General features: G+C 63.6%; 19 protein-coding genes and 1 pseudogene. 10 read left to right on the forward strand and 10 right to left on the reverse strand.

Going from position 1 to position 19,837, the window contains the following annotated elements; translation table 11 throughout:
• Window positions 1–2: 2 nt before the first annotated feature.
• The 3 genes from HNH97_RS10520 to HNH97_RS10530 form a co-directional block, all read right to left on the reverse strand.
• The gene (locus HNH97_RS10520) at window positions 3–605 is read right to left on the reverse strand and encodes an anthranilate synthase component II (RefSeq protein WP_110912600.1); all 603 of its coding nucleotides are present in this window, start codon (window positions 603–605) and stop codon (window positions 3–5) included.
• A gap of 86 nt (window positions 606–691) precedes the next feature.
• Window positions 692–2,239: an anthranilate synthase component I gene (gene trpE, locus HNH97_RS10525; RefSeq protein WP_171790870.1), complete on the reverse strand. Its 1,548-nt coding sequence runs from the start codon at window positions 2,237–2,239 to the stop codon at window positions 692–694.
• Between the two features lie 38 nt (window positions 2,240–2,277).
• Window positions 2,278–4,209, reverse strand: a complete 1,932-nt coding sequence (locus HNH97_RS10530) for a peptidylprolyl isomerase (protein ID WP_171790839.1) — start codon at window positions 4,207–4,209, stop codon at window positions 2,278–2,280.
• Between the two features lie 301 nt (window positions 4,210–4,510).
• Between HNH97_RS10530 and tpiA the strand changes: the two genes are divergently transcribed.
• From tpiA to kdsA, 4 genes are all read left to right on the forward strand, one after another.
• Window positions 4,511–5,254, forward strand: a complete 744-nt coding sequence (gene tpiA / locus HNH97_RS10535) for a triose-phosphate isomerase (protein WP_110912603.1) — start codon at window positions 4,511–4,513, stop codon at window positions 5,252–5,254.
• 40 nt (window positions 5,255–5,294) lie between these two features.
• Window positions 5,295–5,609, forward strand: a complete 315-nt coding sequence (gene secG, locus HNH97_RS10540) for a preprotein translocase subunit SecG (protein ID WP_171790840.1) — start codon at window positions 5,295–5,297, stop codon at window positions 5,607–5,609.
• 124 nt (window positions 5,610–5,733) lie between these two features.
• Window positions 5,734–7,365, forward strand: coding sequence for a CTP synthase (locus HNH97_RS10545; protein WP_171790841.1), 1,632 nt, complete (start codon window positions 5,734–5,736; stop codon window positions 7,363–7,365).
• Window positions 7,366–7,373: 8 nt separating this feature from the next.
• Entirely contained in the window at window positions 7,374–8,195 is an 822-nt protein-coding gene (kdsA, locus tag HNH97_RS10550) for a 3-deoxy-8-phosphooctulonate synthase (protein WP_171790871.1), read from the forward strand.
• A 104-nt stretch (window positions 8,196–8,299) separates the two neighbouring features.
• Here the strand turns inward: kdsA and HNH97_RS10555 are convergent, their stop codons facing one another.
• The gene (locus HNH97_RS10555; RefSeq protein WP_110912678.1) at window positions 8,300–8,788 is read right to left on the reverse strand and encodes a DUF3429 domain-containing protein; all 489 of its coding nucleotides are present in this window, start codon (window positions 8,786–8,788) and stop codon (window positions 8,300–8,302) included.
• Between the two features lie 151 nt (window positions 8,789–8,939).
• On the opposite strand from HNH97_RS10555, the gene eno reads away from it, so the two are divergent.
• On the forward strand, window positions 8,940–10,220 hold the full coding sequence (gene eno, locus HNH97_RS10560) for a phosphopyruvate hydratase (RefSeq protein WP_171790842.1): 1,281 nt from the start codon (window positions 8,940–8,942) through the stop codon (window positions 10,218–10,220).
• 76 nt (window positions 10,221–10,296) lie between these two features.
• Window positions 10,297–10,626, forward strand: a complete 330-nt coding sequence (locus HNH97_RS10565; RefSeq protein WP_110912608.1) for an FtsB family cell division protein — start codon at window positions 10,297–10,299, stop codon at window positions 10,624–10,626.
• Between the two features lie 93 nt (window positions 10,627–10,719).
• Here the strand turns inward: HNH97_RS10565 and rpmG are convergent, their stop codons facing one another.
• Window positions 10,720–10,887 carry a 50S ribosomal protein L33 gene (gene rpmG / locus HNH97_RS10570; RefSeq protein WP_025813389.1) on the reverse strand — a complete coding sequence of 56 codons (168 nt, stop codon included), beginning with the start codon at window positions 10,885–10,887 and terminating at the stop codon, window positions 10,720–10,722.
• Between the two features lie 159 nt (window positions 10,888–11,046).
• Between rpmG and HNH97_RS10575 the strand changes: the two genes are divergently transcribed.
• Together HNH97_RS10575 and lexA are read left to right on the forward strand one after the other, a co-directional pair.
• Window positions 11,047–12,249 carry a molybdopterin molybdotransferase MoeA gene (locus HNH97_RS10575; RefSeq protein ID WP_171790843.1) on the forward strand — a complete coding sequence of 401 codons (1,203 nt, stop codon included), beginning with the start codon at window positions 11,047–11,049 and terminating at the stop codon, window positions 12,247–12,249.
• 88 nt (window positions 12,250–12,337) lie between these two features.
• Window positions 12,338–13,042: a transcriptional repressor LexA gene (lexA, locus tag HNH97_RS10580; protein WP_110912610.1), complete on the forward strand. Its 705-nt coding sequence runs from the start codon at window positions 12,338–12,340 to the stop codon at window positions 13,040–13,042.
• Between the two features lie 9 nt (window positions 13,043–13,051).
• Here the strand turns inward: lexA and bioD are convergent, their stop codons facing one another.
• Genes bioD through HNH97_RS10595 form a run of 3 tightly spaced genes read right to left on the reverse strand, consistent with a single transcriptional unit; the run spans window position 13,052 to window position 16,300 of the window.
• Window positions 13,052–14,464 carry a dethiobiotin synthase gene (gene bioD, locus HNH97_RS10585; RefSeq protein ID WP_171790844.1) on the reverse strand — a complete coding sequence of 471 codons (1,413 nt, stop codon included), beginning with the start codon at window positions 14,462–14,464 and terminating at the stop codon, window positions 13,052–13,054.
• The gene (locus tag HNH97_RS10590; RefSeq protein WP_244949396.1) at window positions 14,461–15,108 is read right to left on the reverse strand and encodes an alpha/beta fold hydrolase; all 648 of its coding nucleotides are present in this window, start codon (window positions 15,106–15,108) and stop codon (window positions 14,461–14,463) included. The genes bioD and HNH97_RS10590 overlap by 4 nt, the downstream gene beginning before the upstream one ends.
• Window positions 15,101–16,300, reverse strand: coding sequence for an aminotransferase class I/II-fold pyridoxal phosphate-dependent enzyme (locus tag HNH97_RS10595; RefSeq protein WP_171790846.1), 1,200 nt, complete (start codon window positions 16,298–16,300; stop codon window positions 15,101–15,103). Before HNH97_RS10595 ends, HNH97_RS10590 begins: the two co-directional genes overlap by 8 nt.
• 71 nt (window positions 16,301–16,371) lie before the next feature.
• On the opposite strand from HNH97_RS10595, the gene HNH97_RS10600 reads away from it, so the two are divergent.
• Window positions 16,372–17,643 carry an adenosylmethionine--8-amino-7-oxononanoate transaminase gene (locus HNH97_RS10600; RefSeq protein ID WP_171790847.1) on the forward strand — a complete coding sequence of 424 codons (1,272 nt, stop codon included), beginning with the start codon at window positions 16,372–16,374 and terminating at the stop codon, window positions 17,641–17,643.
• Window positions 17,644–17,798: 155 nt separating this feature from the next.
• On the forward strand, window positions 17,799–18,071 hold the full coding sequence (locus tag HNH97_RS10605) for a hypothetical protein (RefSeq protein ID WP_110912615.1): 273 nt from the start codon (window positions 17,799–17,801) through the stop codon (window positions 18,069–18,071).
• A gap of 274 nt (window positions 18,072–18,345) precedes the next feature.
• On the opposite strand, the pseudogene HNH97_RS18385 reads toward HNH97_RS10605, so the two are convergent.
• Both HNH97_RS18385 and prmC read right to left on the reverse strand, forming a co-directional pair.
• Window positions 18,346–18,675 (reverse strand): annotated as a pseudogene (locus tag HNH97_RS18385) (DUF4167 domain-containing protein); the annotation flags it as partial.
• A gap of 282 nt (window positions 18,676–18,957) precedes the next feature.
• Complete coding sequence (gene prmC, locus HNH97_RS10615; protein WP_171790848.1) at window positions 18,958–19,833, reverse strand: peptide chain release factor N(5)-glutamine methyltransferase; 876 nt, start codon at window positions 19,831–19,833, stop codon at window positions 18,958–18,960.
• Window positions 19,834–19,837: the final 4 nt, after the last annotated feature.

Below are 19,837 nucleotides of genomic sequence, written 5' to 3' on the forward strand. Positions count from 1 at the left end.
GCTCAGGCGGCCCGGGATTTGGACGGTACGCTGCCGGTGCGCGCGATGGACAGGAAGTTGGCCAGGATATCGTGGCCGTGTTCCGAGGCGATGCTTTCGGGATGGAACTGCACCCCGAAGATCGGCAGGTCACGATGCCGCAGTCCCATGATGACCCCGTCGGCCGTCCATGCCGTGGGCACCAGCGTATCGGGCAGCGTGTCGGGATCGACGGTCAGGCTGTGGTAACGGGTGGCGCGGAACGGGTCCGGCAGGCCGGTGAAGATGTCCGTCCCGTCATGCATGACGGGCGAGACCTTGCCATGCATCGGGATGGGGGCGCGCACGACCTTGCCGCCAAAGACCTGGCCAATCGACTGGTGGCCGAGGCAGACGCCAAACATGGGGATTTCCCCTGCCGCGCGCGCGATCAGGTCGCAGCAGATTCCGGCTTCGTTCGGGGATCGGGGGCCGGGTGAAAACACGATCGCCTCGGGCTTGAGGCGCATCGCCTCATCGACGCTCAGCGCATCGTTGCGGCGGACGTCACAGCGTTCCCCCAGATCCCCCAGATAGTGGACAAGGTTGAAGGTGAAGCTGTCATAATTGTCGATCAACAGGATCATGACGATATCATGACCTTCCGGCGTGGCAGGGTCAAATCCCTGTTGGGGGGATCGGTAAAATAAATGTGTATATTCCCGTACAACATTTATTCACCCGCCCGGTCTGGCTGTTCGCGACTGGCGAAGCGGACGGCCTCCTCCGCCGCGCGGAACAGGGCACGGGCTTTCTGGCGGGTTTCCTCGTATTCGGCCTCGGGGACGCTGTCGGCGACGACACCGCACCCGGCCTGCACATACATCCTGCCGTTCTTGACGACCGCCATGCGCAGCCCGATGCAGGTATCCATCTGTCCTTCGGGACCGAAATAGCCGATGCACCCGGCATAGGTCGCCCGCCGTGTGGGTTCGACCTCGTCGATGATTTCCATGGCCCGGATCTTGGGCGCGCCGGTGAGCGTGCCCGCAGGAAACCCCGCCATCAGCGCATCAAGCGCTTCAAGCTCCGGCCGGATGGTTCCTTCCACATTGGAGGAGATGTGCATCACATGGCTGAACCGTTCGATGACGAACTGTTCCGTCACCCTGACGGAGCCAAGTTCGCACGCCTTGCCCACGTCGTTGCGGCCAAGGTCGATCAGCATGAGATGTTCGGCACGTTCCTTGGGGTCCGCCAGGAGATCCTGCTCCAGCGCCATGTCTTCGGCGGCGGTGCGCCCACGCGGGCGTGTCCCGGCAAGAGGGCGCACCGTCATCGTGCCATCGCGCAGCCTTACCAGTATCTCCGGTGAGGAGCCGACAAGGCTGAACCCGTCAAGGTCGAGGTAAAACAGGAACGGCGCGGGATTGATCCGGCGCAGCGCGCGGTACAGCGCGAATGGCGGCAGCGTGAATTCCGCCTCGAACCGCTGGCTGGGCACGACCTGGAACGCATCGCCCGCAGCGATGTAGTCCTGGATGCGACGCACCACCGCGCAGAATTCTTCCCGCGTGAACGGCGACGTGGGTACCGGCGGGGCAATGGTCCCCGTCTCCGGTTGCGGCGTGGGCAAAGGCGTGGCCAGCGCCGCGCCGGCCTGTCGCAGGAGATCCTGCCCCCTGTCCCATACCGCCTCGGCCGGGATATCGGCGTCGGGGCGCAATGGCACCGCCAGCAGCAGTTCGTCGCGCACCGTGTCGAAAATGGCGAACAGGCCGGGGCGGATCATGATCCCCTCGGGCAGGTCGAGGTCATCGGGCGGAATATCTGGCAGGTATTCCATCTGCCGGATCATGTCATAGCCGAGATAGCCGAACACCCCACCCGTCATCGGGGGAAGATGGTCCGGAAGTTCGATGCGGCTGGCGTGCAGTACGTCACGCAGGGAGTCCAGTGGCGGACGCTCATCAGGGCGGAATTCATGCCGGGCGGCGGACGGGTCCGTACACAGGCTGGCGCGGCCGTCATGGCAGCGCCAGATCAGGTCCGGCAGCAGGCCGATGACCGAATAGCGCCCGCGCGAGACCCCGCCCTCCACGCTTTCAAACAGAAAGGCGTTGCGTCCACCCGTGCCGCCGCCATGACGCTTCGCCAGTGGTGACAGGTGCAGGAAGGCTGCGACCGGTGTCAGCAGGTCCGCAGGTTCCACCCGCCATGCGACCGTCGCCTTCCCGGCGCGCAGCAGGGCCAACGCCGCTTCCCGGTCGGAAGCAGGCATTGCCCGGAACGAAGGGATGAACTGCGAAGGGTCTGTACTCACTGTCCTGCCTCTGGATTGCCCTTGCCGGAAACGGCGGACATGACGGCGTTGATGGCGCTCGGGTTGGGTTTGGGTTTCACGATCGCCTGCAGCGCCTGAGCATAGCTCATCTCCACATCATCGGCCACGGCCTGCGACAGGGTGGTGCGGATGCGATCGAACAGCATGCGCTGCGCCGCCGGGTCGGGGGAGGAAACATCCGTCAGCGTCGCGACATAGAAGGCCCCGTCCGCCTCCACCATCAGGCTCTGCCCCACATGGTCAAGACGGAAGGCGATTTCCGCGACATCATGCGGAACCTCGTTCACGTCATGCGCGCGGGAGAAAGGTGCGCTGTGCACCAGGTCGGGCACGGCGGGCTGGATATGGGCAAGGCCACCACCATCCTGCGCCTGCGTGTAAAGCGTGGTCGCCGCCTGATCGGCGGCATGGCGGCGGGCATCGTCCATCCATGCGTCCCGCACCTTCTGCGCCGCGTCCTCATACGACAGCGGGCGGGCGGGCGTTTCCCCATCGACGGAGACGGCGTACCACGTCCCTTCCGGCGCCTGCAGCAGTTCGGGGCTGCTGCCCCTGGGCTGGGAGAAGACGCGTGCGACGATCGCCTGGCGCACGGCGTTGCTGCCGGGAATTGGGGCGGGGTTGCCTTCCTGCGTCATGCCATGGGCATCAACGTTGCCCGCAACCGCCACGGCGCCAAGTTCGGAGGGAATGGAATCCAGCCCACCGCCAGCGATGGCGTCCTGCAGTTTCTGCACCCGCTCACCGATCTGCGCCTGAACCCTCTCGGCCAGGGCCTGCGCCTGCAGGGCGGGACGTGCGGAGTCAAAGTCGGAAATATGGGCCGGGGTCACATGGATGACACGGAAGATGGCCCAGCCACCATCCGTATGGACGGGCGGCGACACGGTATCGGACGGGGCCGTGAAGATCTGCCGTGCGAGGTCCTGCGACGGGATGGAGGAGATGCGGATGTCATCCATCTCCACGCTTGCGCTGTCCTTGCCCGCGCTTTTCTGCATCGCGTCCCAGTTCGCCCCGCCCTGCCACATCGCCAGCAGTTCGCGGGCGCGCGCCTCGGACGGGGCGGTGATGACCTGTACGGAGCGTGTCTCGGGCGTGTTGAAGCGCTGGGCCTGCTGTTCATACATGTGGTGCAGGTCCGCGTCGGGAATGGTCATGGAATGCGCCACGGTCTCGGGCGAAAGGACCACGATTCGCGCGTGCCGGTAGGCCGGGGCCTCGAACAGCCAAGGGTGGTTGGCATAGAAGCGGCGGGCCTGCGCATCCGTGGGGGCCCCGGGCGTCTGCGCGGCAAAGGGCACGCGCACGATGTCCACCCTGCGGGTCTGGGCCTCCAGGTCGAAGATGCGGCGCGTCAGGATGGCGGGCGCGCCCGCGCCATTGCGAATCGGCTCCATCAGCGCCTTCGACGCCTGCTCGGCACGGACGAGTTCAATCAGCCGTGCCTCGGTCATGCCGCTGCTGCGCAGCCGGGTGTTGAACAGGGCGCGGTCGAACTTCCCGTTCTTGTCCTGGAAGGCCGGGATGGCGAAGATTTCGGCGCGGACCGCGCTGTCGGGGACCAGCAGGCCGTGCTGGCGGGCGGCGAGCGCCACCTCGTCCTGCAGGATCAGGCGCTGGAGGACCTGCTGCGCGATCTGTTCGCGCGTGGCGGCGGGGATCTGCGACGGATCGTCAAGGTGCATCTGCTGCGCGATCTGGGGCATTTCCGTGCGCAGCGCCTGTTCATAGGCCGGCACGAGGATCGGGTCAGGCCCGACGCGCGCCACCACATCGGCGCGTTCGGTGCCGATGTTCATCAGGACATCCCCCACGCCCCACCCGACGAACGTCAGGAAAAACAGCCCCACGACAACCCTGCCGACCCAGGAATCGACAAAAACACGGCACAAGAATGATAACATGCAGACACCAGACCCAGACGAAAATCGGCAAGTAGACGCGGCATGACCCATGCGCGCATGGCATGGATGGGCCACTTTTTCAGCAGCGGCACCATACGGCCCCCCCGCGCGTTTGACCAGTCGGGCGTTTGCGCGCAACGCCGTCCCCCACGTCCCTGCCCCACCGTGCGGACGGGTTGCCACCCGGCAGGCGGCATGGTGTAGGTTGGAGCGAGCATCCGCGCCGCCCGGCCATCATCAGGCACGGGCCGGCCCACGGTATGAAAAAAGTCCAGCAAGTGCAGTAACCGGAAAAACAACAATGAAGCAGATCATCGTCGGCAACTGGAAGATGAACGGCATGACCGCGGACGCCGCCAAGGCGGTCGACGACATGGGCGCGGCCATGGGACAGGATGTTTCTGGCGCGCAGGTGGTCATCTGCCCGCCCTTCACGCAGTTGGCGCTGCTGGGGCCGAAACTGCGCGAACACGGGATCGCGCTGGGGGCGCAGGACTGCCATCAGGATCCCTGTGGCGCGCATACCGGCGACATCGCGGCCAGCATGCTGCGTGACCTTGGTGTTGAATACGTGATCCTCGGCCATTCCGAACGTCGCCGCGACCATAACGAACTTGATGAAACCGTGCGTGAAAAGGCGGTCGCGGCCGCGGCGGCGGGCCTGACGCCCATCGTGTGCGTGGGCGAGAATGCCGACCAGCGTTCCACCGGGGATTCGCAGGAAACCGTCGGATGGCAGATCCAGGGATCCCTGCCGCAGGGATTTTCCGGTATCGTGGCGTATGAACCCGTCTGGGCGATCGGGTCGGGCACGGCCGCGTCACAGCAGGATATCGCCGACATGACGCAGTTCATCCGCGAGGAACTGGTCCGGCAGTTTGGCGATGCTGGTAAAACCATAAAAATCCTTTATGGTGGGTCGGTCAACGGACGTAACGCCGCCGATATCCTGCCCATCGCCAATGTTGGCGGCGCGCTGGTCGGCAATGCCAGCCTGGCGGCGGAGACGTTCATGCCGATCGTCCGTGCGGCGGTCGATATCTGATTTCATCGGCCCCGTCCGCAGGGGATAGCTGGGAACAAGTATGATCACGGTCCTTCTTTTGTTGCATCTGTTTGTCACGGTGGCACTGATCGGGACGATCCTGATCCAGCGCAGCGAGGGCGGTGGCCTCGGGATCGGAAGTTCGCAGGGAATGGGGTCATTCATGTCGGGCCGGGGCACGGCAACGCTGCTGACGCGTTCGACCGCCATCCTCGGCACGATCTTCATGGTGCTGTCGCTGACGCTCGCGATCATGAACCGCGGTGCGTCGTCGGGTGTCGGGCATGACATCCTGGCGCAGCCTCCCGCCCCGTCATCCCCGGCCGCACCCACGGGCACGCCCGCGACCAAATGACGTATGTGACCGGCCCGGCGGACTGCGTGCAGGATGCCGGGCCGGAGATTTTTCTGCCCATGCGTGAATGACCCCGTCAATTGGGTCTTTCATGCCGGGCGCAAGCAGTGTAGGAAGGCCCTCCATGACGCGGTTTGTATTCATCACCGGCGGCGTGGTGTCCTCCCTTGGCAAAGGTATCGCTTCGGCTGCCCTTGCCGCCCTCCTCCAGGCTCGTGGCTATCGGGTCCGGTTGCGCAAGCTCGATCCCTACCTGAATGTCGATCCGGGGACGATGAGTCCCTATCAGCACGGCGAGGTCTTCGTGACCGACGACGGTGCGGAGACGGATCTCGACCTTGGGCATTACGAGCGTTTTACAGGCGTACCCGCGACCAAGGCAGACAATGCCACGACGGGCCAGATCTATTCCGATGTGATTGCACGGGAACGGCGTGGCGAATATCTCGGCGCGACGGTGCAGGTCATTCCCCACATCACCAACGCAATCAAGGAAATGATCGTCGCGGGGACCGAGGACGTCGATTTCGTCCTTGTGGAGATTGGCGGCACGGTTGGCGATATCGAAAGCCTGCCCTTCCTTGAATCCATCCGTCAGCTACGCAATGACCTTGCGCCCGAGCAGACGATGTTCATTCACCTGACGCTGCTGCCATGGATCGCGGCGGCCGGTGAACTCAAGACCAAGCCCACGCAGCATTCGGTCAAGGAACTCCAGAATGTCGGCATCCAGCCGCAGATGCTGGTCTGCCGTTCCGACCGGGAGATCCCGACCAACGAGCGGCGCAAGATCGCCAGTTTCTGCAACGTCCGGCCCGAGGCGGTCATCGCCGCGCGCGATGTCGATACGATTTACGCCTGCCCCATTTCCTATCACGCCGAAGGCATGGATACCGAGGTGCTGCGCCATTTCGGCCTGCCCGCGGACCAGGAACCCGACCTGTCGCGGTGGGAACATATCGTCGATGCGATCCGCCATCCCGAACGGGAGGTGACGATTACGGTCGTGGGCAAGTACACCGCCCTGCTCGACAGCTACAAGTCCCTGATCGAGGCGCTGCACCATGGTGGCATCGCCCATCGCGCCAAGGTGCGCCTGAATTGGGTCGAGGCCGAGGATTTTGAAAAGTCCGACGCCAGCCTGCAGGCGCTTGCACGGTCCGACGCCATCCTCGTCCCCGGCGGTTTCGGGGAGCGTGGCTCGGAAGGCAAGATCCGCGCGGTGCAGTTCGCCCGTGAAAACAACATCCCCTTCCTTGGCATCTGTTTCGGCATGCAGATGGCGGTGATCGAGTGCGCACGCAATCTGGCGGGCCTGCCCAAGGCGTCGTCCACCGAATTCGGCCCGACGGAGGAACCCCTTGTCGGCCTGATGACGGAATGGGCGCGTGGCAACGAACTGCTGCGCCGGCGTGAGGGTGGTGAACTTGGCGGGACGATGCGGCTTGGCTCCTACCCGGCCCGGCTTGCGGAAGGTTCGCATGTGGCGAAAATCTATGGCCGGACCGACATCCGTGAACGCCATCGTCACCGTTACGAGGTGAACGTCCATTACCGCGAGCAACTGGAAAAGACGGGCCTGCGTTTTTCCGGCATGTCGCCCGACGGCATCCTGCCGGAGATCGTGGAATATCCCGACCATCCGTGGTTCGTTGCGGTGCAGTACCACCCGGAACTGCTGTCGAAGCCGTTTGACCCGCATCCGCTGTTTTCCGGACTGGTTGGTGCTGCGTTGGAGCGGAGCGCACGCCAGTGAACGCACCGGTGTCAATCCGGGTCGGGGATCTGGTGATCGGCAATGACCGGCCGTTTACCCTGATCGCCGGTCCCTGCCAGATCGAATCGGAATCCCATGCCATGGAGACCGCCGATTCGCTGCAGGCCATCGCGCGTCGTCTGGGAATCGGGCTGATCTACAAAAGCTCCTTCGACAAGGCGAATCGCACCAGCCTGAACAGTGCGCGCGGAATCGGGGCGGGTCGCGGGCTGGAAATCCTTGCCCGCGTGCGGGAGCGTTTCGACATTCCCGTACTGACCGATGTCCACCTGCCGGAGCAGTGCGCCCCAGCGGCCGAGGCGGTGGATGTGCTGCAGATCCCCGCCTTCCTGTGCCGCCAGACCGACCTTCTGCTTGCGGCGGGTCAGACGGGTGCCGCGATCAACGTGAAGAAGGGGCAGTTCCTTGCCCCGTGGGACATGGCCAACGTGGCGGCGAAGATCGCCTCGACCGGTAATGAGCGCATCATGCTGTGCGAACGCGGGACGTCATTTGGCTACAACACGCTGGTCAATGACATGCGTGCCCTGCCGATCATGGCGCAGACCGGGTTTCCGGTGGTCTATGACGCGACCCATTCCGTGCAGCAGCCTGGCGGTCTGGGAAGTTCGTCGGGAGGGCAGCGGCAGTTTGCCCCGGTGCTGAGCCGTGCGGCCCTTGCGATCGGGGTGGCCGCCGTGTTCATCGAAACCCACGAAGATCCGGACAACGCGCCGAGCGATGGTCCCAACATGATTCCTCTGTCACAGATGGAAGGCCTGCTGTCCGGTCTGCAGCGTTATGACCGCCTGACCAAGGAGACGGCCTGAATTCCGGATGCCGCCTTTTCTTAAAAAAGGCGGTGTTCGTCTGAAGCAAAAAGCCTCACCAAAAAGCTTCTATGACTTACGGGCTGTGCCATGGGTGGTTGGCGTCATGCGCTATATTTCCATGACAGGGCCATGACCGTGACCGCAAGCAGGCAGACCTCCACCACCGTCACGACAATCCATTGCAGGGTCATGTAGCCGCGCGGCATTGCCCCCCTGCGCCATGCCATGCGTTCCACCACCACCACGCCGGCAAACCCGGCCATCAGCATCAGTACCGCCGCGAGTTCATGGAACATGGCCGCACACAGCGACAGCCAGCCGATACCGGCAGGCACGCCGCCCAGCAGCAGGCGGTAAGTGCTGATTTTCCCCGTCTCCTGTCCCGGCGTGATGATGGCGGGCGTCTCCAGCGCCAGTCCCCAGTGGACGGCCCCCATGAAGGACAGCATCACCGCCCCGTATCCCACCGTGACCTCCAGCATGCGTGGCGTCACGGCCGGCGAGAGGAAGATGATCGCACAGGTGCACCCCACGATCGGGAGCAGGCTGGCGATACCCATGATAATGGCCAGAAGGGGAAGGCGTTTCACGACAATGGGCACTCCTTGCTAGTTTTCATCTTATCGCACTGAGACATGTGACACGTCATATGTTTCTGGTATCGTCACCTGCATCGGGTATCGGGAGCATGTCCGGTTTTCGATACCTCAATAAACTCTGGAAAAAGAGGAAACGGATATCATGAGCGCCATTATCGACATCATCGCCCGCGAAATTCTCGACAGCCGTGGCAACCCGACCGTGGAAGTGGACGTGGAACTGGCATCCGGGGCCAAGGGGCGCGCGGCAGTTCCCTCCGGCGCGTCCACCGGCGCGCATGAGGCCGTGGAACTGCGTGATGGCGACAAGTCGCGTTATGGCGGCAAGGGCGTTCTGAAGGCCGTCGGCAATGTCGAAAACGAAATTCTTGGCGCCCTGCAGGGTGTCGAGTCCAGCGATCAGGTCGCCATTGACGAGGCGATGATCGACCTTGACGGGACGCCGAACAAATCCCGCCTCGGCGCGAACGCCATCCTTGGCGTTTCGCTGGCGGTGGCGAAGGCCACGGCGGAAGAACTGCAGGTGCCTTTCTATCGCTATGTGGGGGGCGTTTACGCGCGTACGCTGCCCGTGCCGATGATGAACATCATCAATGGCGGCCAGCACGCGGACAATCCCATCGACATCCAGGAATTCATGATCCAGCCAGTGGGTGCGCCCACGGTGACCGATGCGATCCGCATGGGCTCGGAAATCTTTGCACAGCTTAAAAAGAGCCTGTCCGGCGCAGGCTACAACACCAATGTCGGGGATGAGGGCGGGTTCGCCCCGGCCCTGAAATCCGCGGATGAGGCGCTTGGCTTCATCAGTCGCGCGGTGGAGGCTGCGGGCTATCGCCCCGGTGATGACGTGACGTTCGCGCTCGATTGTGCCGCGACCGAGTTCTATCACGATGGTCGCTATGAACTGAAAGGCGAAGGCAAGTCGCTCGATGCGGGGGGAATGATCGCCTACCTTGCCGATCTTGCCGCGCGTTATCCCATCGTCTCGATCGAGGACGGACTGGCCGAGGATGACTGGGAAGGCTGGGCCGAACTGACCGCGAACCTCGGGGGAAAGCTGCAACTGGTGGGGGACGACCTGTTCGTGACCAACCCGGACCGCCTGCGTCGCGGGATCAAGGCTGGCGTCGCCAATTCCCTGCTCGTCAAGGTCAACCAGATCGGCACGCTGAGCGAAACGCTCGAGGCCGTGCAGATGGCGCAGCATGCGGGCTATACCGCCGTCATGAGCCACCGTTCGGGCGAGACGGAGGATTCCACCATCGCCGATCTGGCGGTTGCGACGAACTGCGGGCAGATCAAGACGGGCTCCCTCTCCCGCTCCGACCGGACGGCGAAATACAACCAGTTGATCCGAATCGAAAACGAACTGGCAACCGCGGCGCGCTATGCTGGCCGCACGATCCTCAGGGCGGGCTGAAGCCGCGTGGATCCCGGTGGCGTCCGTGCGATGCGGATGCCATCACTGACGCACAAAGACGGATACCGGATAACAGATGCGGATTGGCAAGATCATCAGGCGGGTTGTCGGCAGCGCCCTGCCCCCTGCCCTTTTCATCGGGCTGACGGCCTATTTCGGCTGGAACGTGATGCGTGGCGAACATGGCCTGCACAGCTATGCCGCGCAGTTGCGCCTGCTTGATGAAGCCAACAGCGCGCAGAAGGACGCCTATGCAGAGCAGCAGGTCTGGCTGCGCCGGGTGCGGGGGCTGAAGGAAAACACCCTCGATCGTGACCTGATGGACGAACGCGCCCGTTCGATGGAGAACCTTGCGCGGCAGGACGAGATCGTCGTTCCCTACGGGCCACATGACCGGTTGTACTGACGCCATCCGGGCCAGTCGCGGATACGGATACGAAAAAACCCCGGCCCAACTGAATGGACCGGGGTTTTTTCATACCGACACAGGGTCGGAAGGTTACTTGATTTTCGCTTCACGGAACGTCACGTGCTTGCGCGCGACGGGGTCATACTTGCGCATTTCCATCTTGCCGGTCTGGGCACGGGCGTTCTTTTTCGTGACGTAGAAATAGCCGGTATCCGCCGTGGAAACGAGCTTGATCTGAATGGTGTTGGTCTTTGCCATGATATCCTCAGCACTGCTCCGCCGCTGCTGGAACACTTGGGTGCAGCAGTGGTTCAAGTTTGGCGGAAAATGCGCATACAAGAGGCTGAGGTCAAGCTTTTAGTCTTGATATTCGCCTTCAAAATCCTCTTAACCGGCAAAAAAGGAGTCCGGCCTGCCATGTTGAGCGTTTCAGAAGCCCGCGAACGTATCCTCCAGGGGCTTCGCGCCACCGCGCCGGAGATCGTCTCCCTCTCCTGCGCTTCGGGCCGTGTGAGCGCATCGCCGGTGTTCGCGCGGCTTGATAACCCGCCTGCCGATATTTCCGCCATGGATGGATATGCCGTGCGCGCGGCGGACCTGTCGGGCGAAGGCGTGCAACTGCGCCTGATTGGTGAAAGCCCCGCCGGGCATCCCTTTGGCGGCACGGTGGGGGCTGGGGAATGTGTGCGGATCTATACCGGCAGTATCGTGCCCGCCGGGGCGGATGCGATCGTGCTGCAGGAAAATGCATCACGCCACGATGACATCATGACCACGACGCAGGTTGCGCAGGCCGGCCTGTATGTGCGCAGGCGGGGACAGGATTTCGCCCATGGGCGGGAAATCATCCCGTCGGGCCGGCGGCTTGATGCCCGCGCCATCGGCCTTGCCGCCGCGGCCAACCATCCATGGCTCAGCGTTTATCGCCGTCCGCGTGTCGCCATTGTCGCGACGGGGGATGAACTTGTCCTGCCGGGTGAACCGATGGGGCCGGGCATGATCGCCAATTCCAATACCCTGATGCTCGAGGCACTGATCCGCGCCGCAGGGGCGGAACCCGTGATGATGCCGGTTGCGCGTGACCGCATGGAGGACCTCATCGCGCTGTCACGCATGGTTGAGGGCATGGACATGCTGGTCACGATCGGGGGCGCCAGCGTGGGGCGTTACGACCTTGTGCAGGAGGCCCTGAAGCGGATCGGCGTGGAGATGGATTTCTGGAAGATCGCCATGCGTCCGGGCAAACCGCTGATGCATGGTCGCCTGGGGGCGATGCCGGTGATCGGACTGCCCGGCAATCCGGTTGCTGCGTTTGTCTGTGGAACGCTGTTTGTGGCCCCTGCGTTGCGGCGTCTGATGGGACAGGATGCGGTCGGCCCCGAAATCGGGATGGCGATCCTTGGCGCGGATGTGGAGGCCAACGACCAGCGCGAAAGTTACCTGCGCGCACGCCTGCGTCATGATGCGGCGGGCCGGTTGATCGCCCTGCCCTTCCCGCAGCAGGATTCCGCGATGCTGCAGGTCCTGTGTGACAGTCAGGCGCTGGTCATACGCGACGCAAAGGCTGCGCCCGCACGAAAGGGAGATGCCTGCAGGATCATCCGCCTTGATATTCCCTGAGACAGGGAGTTGACCTGGGAGCGGGAACTAACATAGAACGAAGGATAAGTTTTCTGGTTTTGTTCCTTGGTGGCGGGAGATATCCTTCATGCTGACGCGTAAACAACATGAACTCCTGCTCTATATCGACCGGCACCTGAAGCAGACAGGATTCTCCCCTTCCTTTGACGAGATGAAGGATGCGTTGGGCCTGCGTTCGAAATCCGGCATCCACCGCCTGATTTCCGCGCTGGAGGAACGCGGGTTCGTGCGGCGCAAGCATCACCGCGCCCGTGCGCTGGAGGTTGTGCAGATCCCGCAGATCGAGGCGGCGGACACCGCCATGCGTGGCGCCGATGCGTTTTCCCCCACGGTCATCAAGGGGGACTTCACCCCCATCCTTCCCGCCGTGCAGGTTGCGGCCACGGTCGATGCGGTCCGCGTGCCGTTTCTGGGCCGTATTGCCGCAGGTCACCCGATCGAGGCGATCAGCGATACGACGAACCTGATTGATGTCCCGGCGGGCCTTGTCGGGGCCGGAACCTATTACGCCCTGGAAGTCTGCGGCGATTCGATGATCGAGGCCGGGATCCTTGATGGGGATACCGTGATCGTGCGGCAGGACCGCAATCCCGAAAACGGGGAAATTGTCGTCGCCCTGATCGAAGGGCACGAGGTGACCCTCAAGCGCCTGCGCCGCAAGGGCAGCACCATTGCGCTGGAACCGGCCAACGCACGGTACGAAACGCGCATCATCCCCGCCGACAAGGTCGCCATACAGGGCAGCCTTGCCGGCCTGATACGGCGTTACTGAGGAACCGGATCAGGCGGTGGGATGCCGCAGCGTCTCCCATCGCGGAACGCGGTGGGCCAGTTGGGCGATGGCCGGGGCATTGACGTCTTCCAGCATCGGAAACTCCGCCAGGATCCGGACCTTGCCATGCCGTTCAATTGCGCTGCGGGCGCAGGCGTTCTCCGGCCCGTTCAGGATGACGCCCATGACCGGGATATTGCGCTGCCGCAGCATGGCGAGGCTGAGCAGTGTGTGGTTGATCGTGCCCAGCGTACTGCGCGCCACCACCACCACCGGCAGGGCAAGGCGTTCCATCAGGTCGAGCATCAGGAAATCGGGACTGATCGGGACCATGACGCCCCCGGCCCCTTCCACGATCATGGGGCGGCCGGATGGATCATGCGGCATGACGATCCGGTCGGGATCGATGACCTCCCCTTCGCAGGCCGCCGCATCCTCGGGTGAAAGTGATGCGGCATAGACCCCGGCGGGCGGGTGCAGGCGCGCGGGAGGAAGTCCCGCCAGCGTCGCGACACTGCTGGTATCGGCGGGTTCGTCCGCGATGCCGCTTTGCAGGGGTTTCCAGTATGAGGCATCCCAGGCCCGCGCCAGTACGGCGGATACCAGTGTCTTGCCCACCCCGGTATCGGTTCCGGTCACGAAAACGCCGGAATGTGGGGTGCGCCGGAAGATCCCGAAGGCGATATTGTAATTCACGCTGAACGTGGCGTCGCTGTCGGCCCGCTTCAGGACACGACGCAGACCCTCTGCGCGTGCATCATGTGTGGGGACGGGCACATCCGCCCCGATGGCGCGCAGTTCACGCACGAAGGTAAGTGCCGATTGCGGAACCTCGACGATGGTTTCGCGTGTCCATGTCCCCCTTCCCGTCTGGGGCCAGTCCTGCTCCAGCGTCGCGAGGTCGGGATAGGCCGCCATCGGGCAGGGCAGGTCCAGCGCTGCGTAATGGCCCCGCCATTGCGCAAAGCTGCCTTCGCATAATGTGGAGAGCGCCAGCACGCCCGCGGGGGAAAGCAGCGCGGCAAGCCGTCCGATGGTGTCACGTCGTGCGACGAACCACTGTGCGGCCATGCTGGAGCAGATCAGGTCGAACGGCCCCGTCAGGTCAGGCTGCTCCGCATCCATAAGGTGATAGGTAATGTGCGGGTCGTCGCGGAATCTGGCCCGTGTCTGATCCAGCATCCCCGGCGCGATATCCGTGGCCACGATCCGCGCCGTGGGATACAGCAGGCGCAGATGCCCCGTCAGGAAACCGGTTCCGCATCCGACCTCAAGGATGCGTTTCGGTCCCGGAGGCGGACAGGCCCGTTCGATCCGCTGCGCCAGGTGGCCTGCGGCAATACGCTGGACGCGTGCTGCGGCATCATAGCCTGAGGCCGCGTCAAACCTGCGGGCGATACGGTGCTTATGCGAGGGGGTCACGGCGTTATACGTTCCATCATGCGGTCAATCACGTTCAGGCAGGCGTCGGGATGGGTCAGCGGCAGCAGGTGCCCCCCTGTCTGCCAGTCAATGGTGGTTCCGGGCGGGAAAGAAGCCTGCGTAAGCGCGGGCGGGGCAATGGCGTCCCCGGTCCCCGCGACACAGTATATGGGGCAGTCCGTGGATCGTGCGAGTGGTCGTGCATCCAGCCTCAGCAGCATCTGCAATCCCTCATGCAGCCGTTCCGGCTGTGGCGCGCCGGGAGCAGGCATGTCGGTTCCCGCCTGATGGCGGAAGTCGCGCACCGTGGCGTCGGGTGCGCTTTCAAGCCTGCGCATCATCCGTGTCAGGAGGCGCGCAGGGACGCCCTGCGGGAAATCTTCTGACGCGGCGAAGCGTGCAAAGCCATTGAGCAGCACCATCCCCCTGCACTGTTCCGGCATTTCGGACAACAGCCACAACGCGCCAAGCGAATGTCCGACCGCCATGAAGGGCCGCTCGGGCAACGCCATGTGGGGACTGGCTGAAAAATAGCCGAAATCGAGCGTCAGGCATTCCCGCTGTGACGCCGCCCTGCGGATCGGGGCCCATATTTCTGGCCCGAATCCCCACCCATGCACAAAGAGGAGTGGCATGTCAGTCATGGACATGTCGTACCTCCCCCGCAGCCTGCCTGATGGCGGCGAGCAGTCTGTCAATCATGGCGTCATCATGCGCAGCACTCAGCGCAAGGCGAATGCGGCTGCCGTTTGGCGGGACCGAAGGCGGCCGTATGGGAATGCCCAGCACGCCCTCGCGCGCCAGTATGGCGGCGAACGCCATCGTCCGCTGCGTCTCCCCGATTTCGATCGGGATGATCTGGGTCGCAGAGGCGCCGGTGGACAGGCCGAGCGCCCGGATCGCCTGCCGCACGGTCCGGGCCATCGTATGCAGGCGCAGGCGCTGCGCATCCATCGACGGGACAAGATCCAGCGCGGCGTCGATCGCCCCGAGGTTCGCTGGCGGCAGCGCCGTGGTATAGACAAAGCCGGAGCAGCAGTTGGACAGCCATTCGCACATCGCACGGGATCCCGCCACATAGGCTCCGAAGCTGCCCAGCGCCTTGCTGAACGTGCCCATCACCAGATCGACGCCCTGCGTCATGGCCGACAGGCCCCGCCCCTGTGGCCCCAGCACGCCGGTCGCGTGGGCTTCGTCCAGATAGAGGAAGGCGTCATATTCCCTGCCCAGCGCATGCAGCGCCTGGATGTCCACACAGTCCCCGTCCATGCTGAAGACGCTTTCGGTGACGATGAAGCGCATGCCCGGCCTGTCGCGGTGCTTTTCCAGAAGCGACGCCAGATGCGCAAGGTCGTTATGGCGGAAACGGATCTGGCGTATCCCCGCCGCCTGACAGCCATGATGCAGGCTGGCATGGTTCAGGCGGTCGGTAAAAACCAGCGGCGCGTTGCCGGTCCGGGCCGTGGCCATGCGGCACAATGCCGGCAGGACGGAGGCATTCGCCTGCCATCCCGATGCGAACAGCAGCGCTGCCTCGGTATGCTTGAATGCCGCCAGCTTCGCCTCGACCGCGCGATGGGCCGGGGTGGTGCCGGTAACCAGGCGTGACGCGCCACTGCCACTGCCCCATCGCCGCCCCCATTCGCAGGCGCGGTCAATGAGGTCGGGATGGTGCGCAAGGCCCAGATAGTCGTTGGAGGAGAAATCCACCAGCACCTGCCCGTCACGCACGATCGTCACGGCGTCGCGATGGGTGATCGTCGCCGGTCTGCGGCGTATCCCCTCATGTTCCAGCGCATCAAGCGCCGTCTGGAAAAAATCATCAAAACGCGCCATGAAGCGTCCTCTCCCGCCGATGGCTGTCGCATCGGCCAAACATGCCTGTCCCAATATCACGGAGAACCCGCATGCGTGGACCCCAATGGCTGGATGACGGCATGCCGCACATCTGGCTGCCCTATACACAGATGCAGACAGTCCTGCCTCCCCTGCCTGCGGTCCGCACGTCGGGCTGTGACATCCATCTGGCGGACGGGCGGGTGCTGGTCGATGGCATCGCGTCGTGGTGGACGGCCTGCCACGGATATAACCACCCCCATATCCGCGAGGCCGTCAGCGCGCAGTTGGGGCGCATGCCGCATGTCATGTTCGGCGGCCTTGTGCATGAACCCGCGCTTACACTTGCCACGCGGCTGGCGGCGATTCTTCCGGGGGATCTGGAGCGGGTGTTCTTCACCGATTCCGGGTCTGTCGCGGTGGAGGTCGCCATCAAGATCGCCATCCAGTACTGGATCAACCGCGGCGTTTCGGGACGCAACCGCCTGCTGGCGTTCAGGGGCGGATATCATGGTGACACGCTGGCCACGATGGCGGTGTGCGATCCCGAAGAAGGGATGCATGCGCTGTTCAGCGGCGTCCTGCCCCAGCATTACATCGTGGACCTGCCGCGCGATGAGGCCAGTTTCAGGGCGCTTGAGACGCTCCTGTCCGAATCGGGGGATGAAATCGCGGCGATTCTGGTCGAACCCCTGATCCAGGGCGCGGGCGGGATGCTGTTTCACGGGCCGGACGTGCTGCGCCGGTTGCGGACATTGGCAGACAGGTATGGGGTCCTGCTGATTTTCGATGAAATCTTTACCGGATTCGGGCGCACCGGGACCATGTTCGCGTGCGAGCAGGCGGATGTGGTGCCCGATATCATGACCCTGTCAAAGGCGCTGACGGCCGGGACCATGGCGCTGGCCGCGACGGTGACGCGATCGCATGTGTTCGAAGCCTTCCTGTCGGACAATCCGCTGCATGCGCTGATGCATGGGCCGACATTCATGGCCAATCCCCTCGCCTGCGCCTGCGCCAATGCGTCGCTGGACCTGTTCGCAACAGAACCCCGCCTGCAGCAGGTCGCGCGGATCAGCGCGCAGATGACCGAGGAGCTTGAGGCATGCCGGGGACTGCCAAACGTCCGTGACGTGCGTGTGATGGGGGCCGTGGGTGTTGTGGAACTCGACGCGATCGCGGACATGAACCGCCTGAAGGCGGCGCTGATCGCGCTGGGTGTCTGGGTGCGTCCGTTCCGCACCATCATCTACCTGACCCCCGCCTTTACCGTGCGTCCCGAGGAACTGTCGTGCCTGACCTCGGCCATTGCGCAGGTGATACGCGACGGCGCTGCCGGCTGAGGCATCCATGATCGAAGGGGGCCTGCCGGCGGGACGGAGGGGCAATTCCGTCCCCGCATGGGGAATGCAGGACGGAGCCCGGACCTGTGGACATGGCAGCATACGTTGCCCGATCTGCACTAGGTCATGCCTGCCGGATCTGGTATGGATACGCCATGACGTTTTTTCAACATCGTTCCTGGCGTGTGACAAACCATGACAGCAAGCGACAGATTGTGCTGAAAATCCTGTCTGATGGAAAAGCCCGCTCGGTCAAGGAAATAGGCGATATGTTCCCTGAAATGGGCACATATCACGCACGTCTGGCGCTTCAGGCGCTCAGGAACCAGGGGCTGGTCAGCGTTGATGACGACCCGACATCGGGACGTCGGCGCAAGGTCTGGAAACTGGTGACGCCCGACACGTCCGGGCGTGAGACATCACAGTAATACGTCCGGGCATTTCCCCATGTGCGCATGTTGCCGTCACATGGGGAGGGTTCATTATTTACGAATTGGTTGACGCGAGCTCTTCCGTGTTCGCGGCAGGTGCGGCATTGCCGCCATTGTTGTTGCCGCTGTTGCTGCTGCGTGAGCGGGAACGGCTCTTTTCGGCGGGCTTGGGGTCCGGCTTGACGGTTTCCGCGACGGATTCGTTGTTTTCTTCCTCGTCGCTTTCGCTATCGGAATCCGCCGTGTTCTGCTGTGCCGGTGTGTTCGGCTGACGCTGCTGGCGGGAGGCCTGGCGTTCCTGACGTTCCTGCTGGCTCTGCTGCGCGGCCTGCGTCATGGCATTGAGGATGCGGAAATAATGTTCCGCGTGCTGGAAATAGGCTTCCGCCATTACACGGTCGCCAGACCCGCTGGCATCGCGGCCAAGCTGGAGATATTTCTCAAAAAGCTGCTGGGCGGTCCCCCGCACGCGAAGATCGGGACCGTTGCTGTCAAAGACATGATTGCGGTTCAGGGGTATCTGCCCGTTATTATGGCGTGACCCACCGCCATTGCTGCCGCCCGAACGATGGTGACGGCCTCGCATGCGTTTTATGTTCATAAGCTGCGCAGCACTTTCATGTTAACGGTCACCCGCAGGGCACCTGACCGTAGGGACGCCTTCATGCCCCTGCCTGTTATAAATAATGAATGCCCGACATCATTGTCGAACCTCGATCCCGCGGTCCACGTCAGGGGACAACAGGACAGATCGCGATCTGCCACCGGATTATATACAATCGGGATCGTTCGCTTTCCGGGCAACTGCGAAACGTCATGCGTTTCCAGTTCCGTTATGCGCCCTCAATATAGCCTGCAAATCATTGGCCGCCAAATTATTTTTTCATGGCTCCCCTGCCTGCCGCACAACCAGCGCGCGCGCGATTCCGCCAAGGTCACGGCGGATATCGACCACCTCCATCCCTTCTTCGCGGCCAAGGGCGGCCACGTCGCGATCCTGCCCGATCCCCAGTTCCACGATGCCAAGGCCATGCGGGCGTAACAGGTGCGCCAGCGCGCGCATCACGATGCGGTAGCAGTCGAGGCCGTCATCCCCCCCGTCAAGGGCGCGGTGCGGTTCATGGTCGCGGACATCGGGCATCAGGCCCTGCAGGTCCATATGCGGGATATAGGGCGGATTGCTGAATACAACGTCGAACCGTCCCGCGATGGCCTGCGCCCAGTCCCCGCAGATGATGTCACATCGTCCCGACAGGCCCACATGCCGCGCATTGCGCGACGCCAGAAGTGCTGCGTCGGGGGACAGATCGACCCCCAGTCCCCATGCCTGTGGATATTCCTTCAGGGCCGCCAGCAGCAGGCAGCCCGTCCCCGTCCCGAGGTCAAGGATCGTGCGGACATCCCCCCGGTCGGGACGCAGGTCCAGCAGCGCTTCGATCAGCGTTTCGGTATCGGCGCGCGGGATCAGCGTGGCGGGGGAAACCTCCAGCGTCATGGACCAGAACCCTGCCCTGCCGGTCAGGTACGACAGTGGCTCATGCATCGCCCGTCGTGCAAGCAGCGCATGGAACTGCTCCAGCAGGGCGGTTTCGATCCGGTCACGCAGCAGCAGGCCACCAAGGTCTGTTCCCAGCACATGCGCCAGCAGGAGACGCGCTTCGCGGCGGGGCGTTTCGATGCCGGCCTGTGACAGGTGACGGGTCGCCTGTTGCACGACCATGCGCAAATCATGGGTGCCGGGCGGATCATCCTCTTTCATTGGA

The organism is Gluconacetobacter entanii (assembly GCF_013155425.1).
Lineage (GTDB): Bacteria > Pseudomonadota > Alphaproteobacteria > Acetobacterales > Acetobacteraceae > Novacetimonas > Novacetimonas entanii.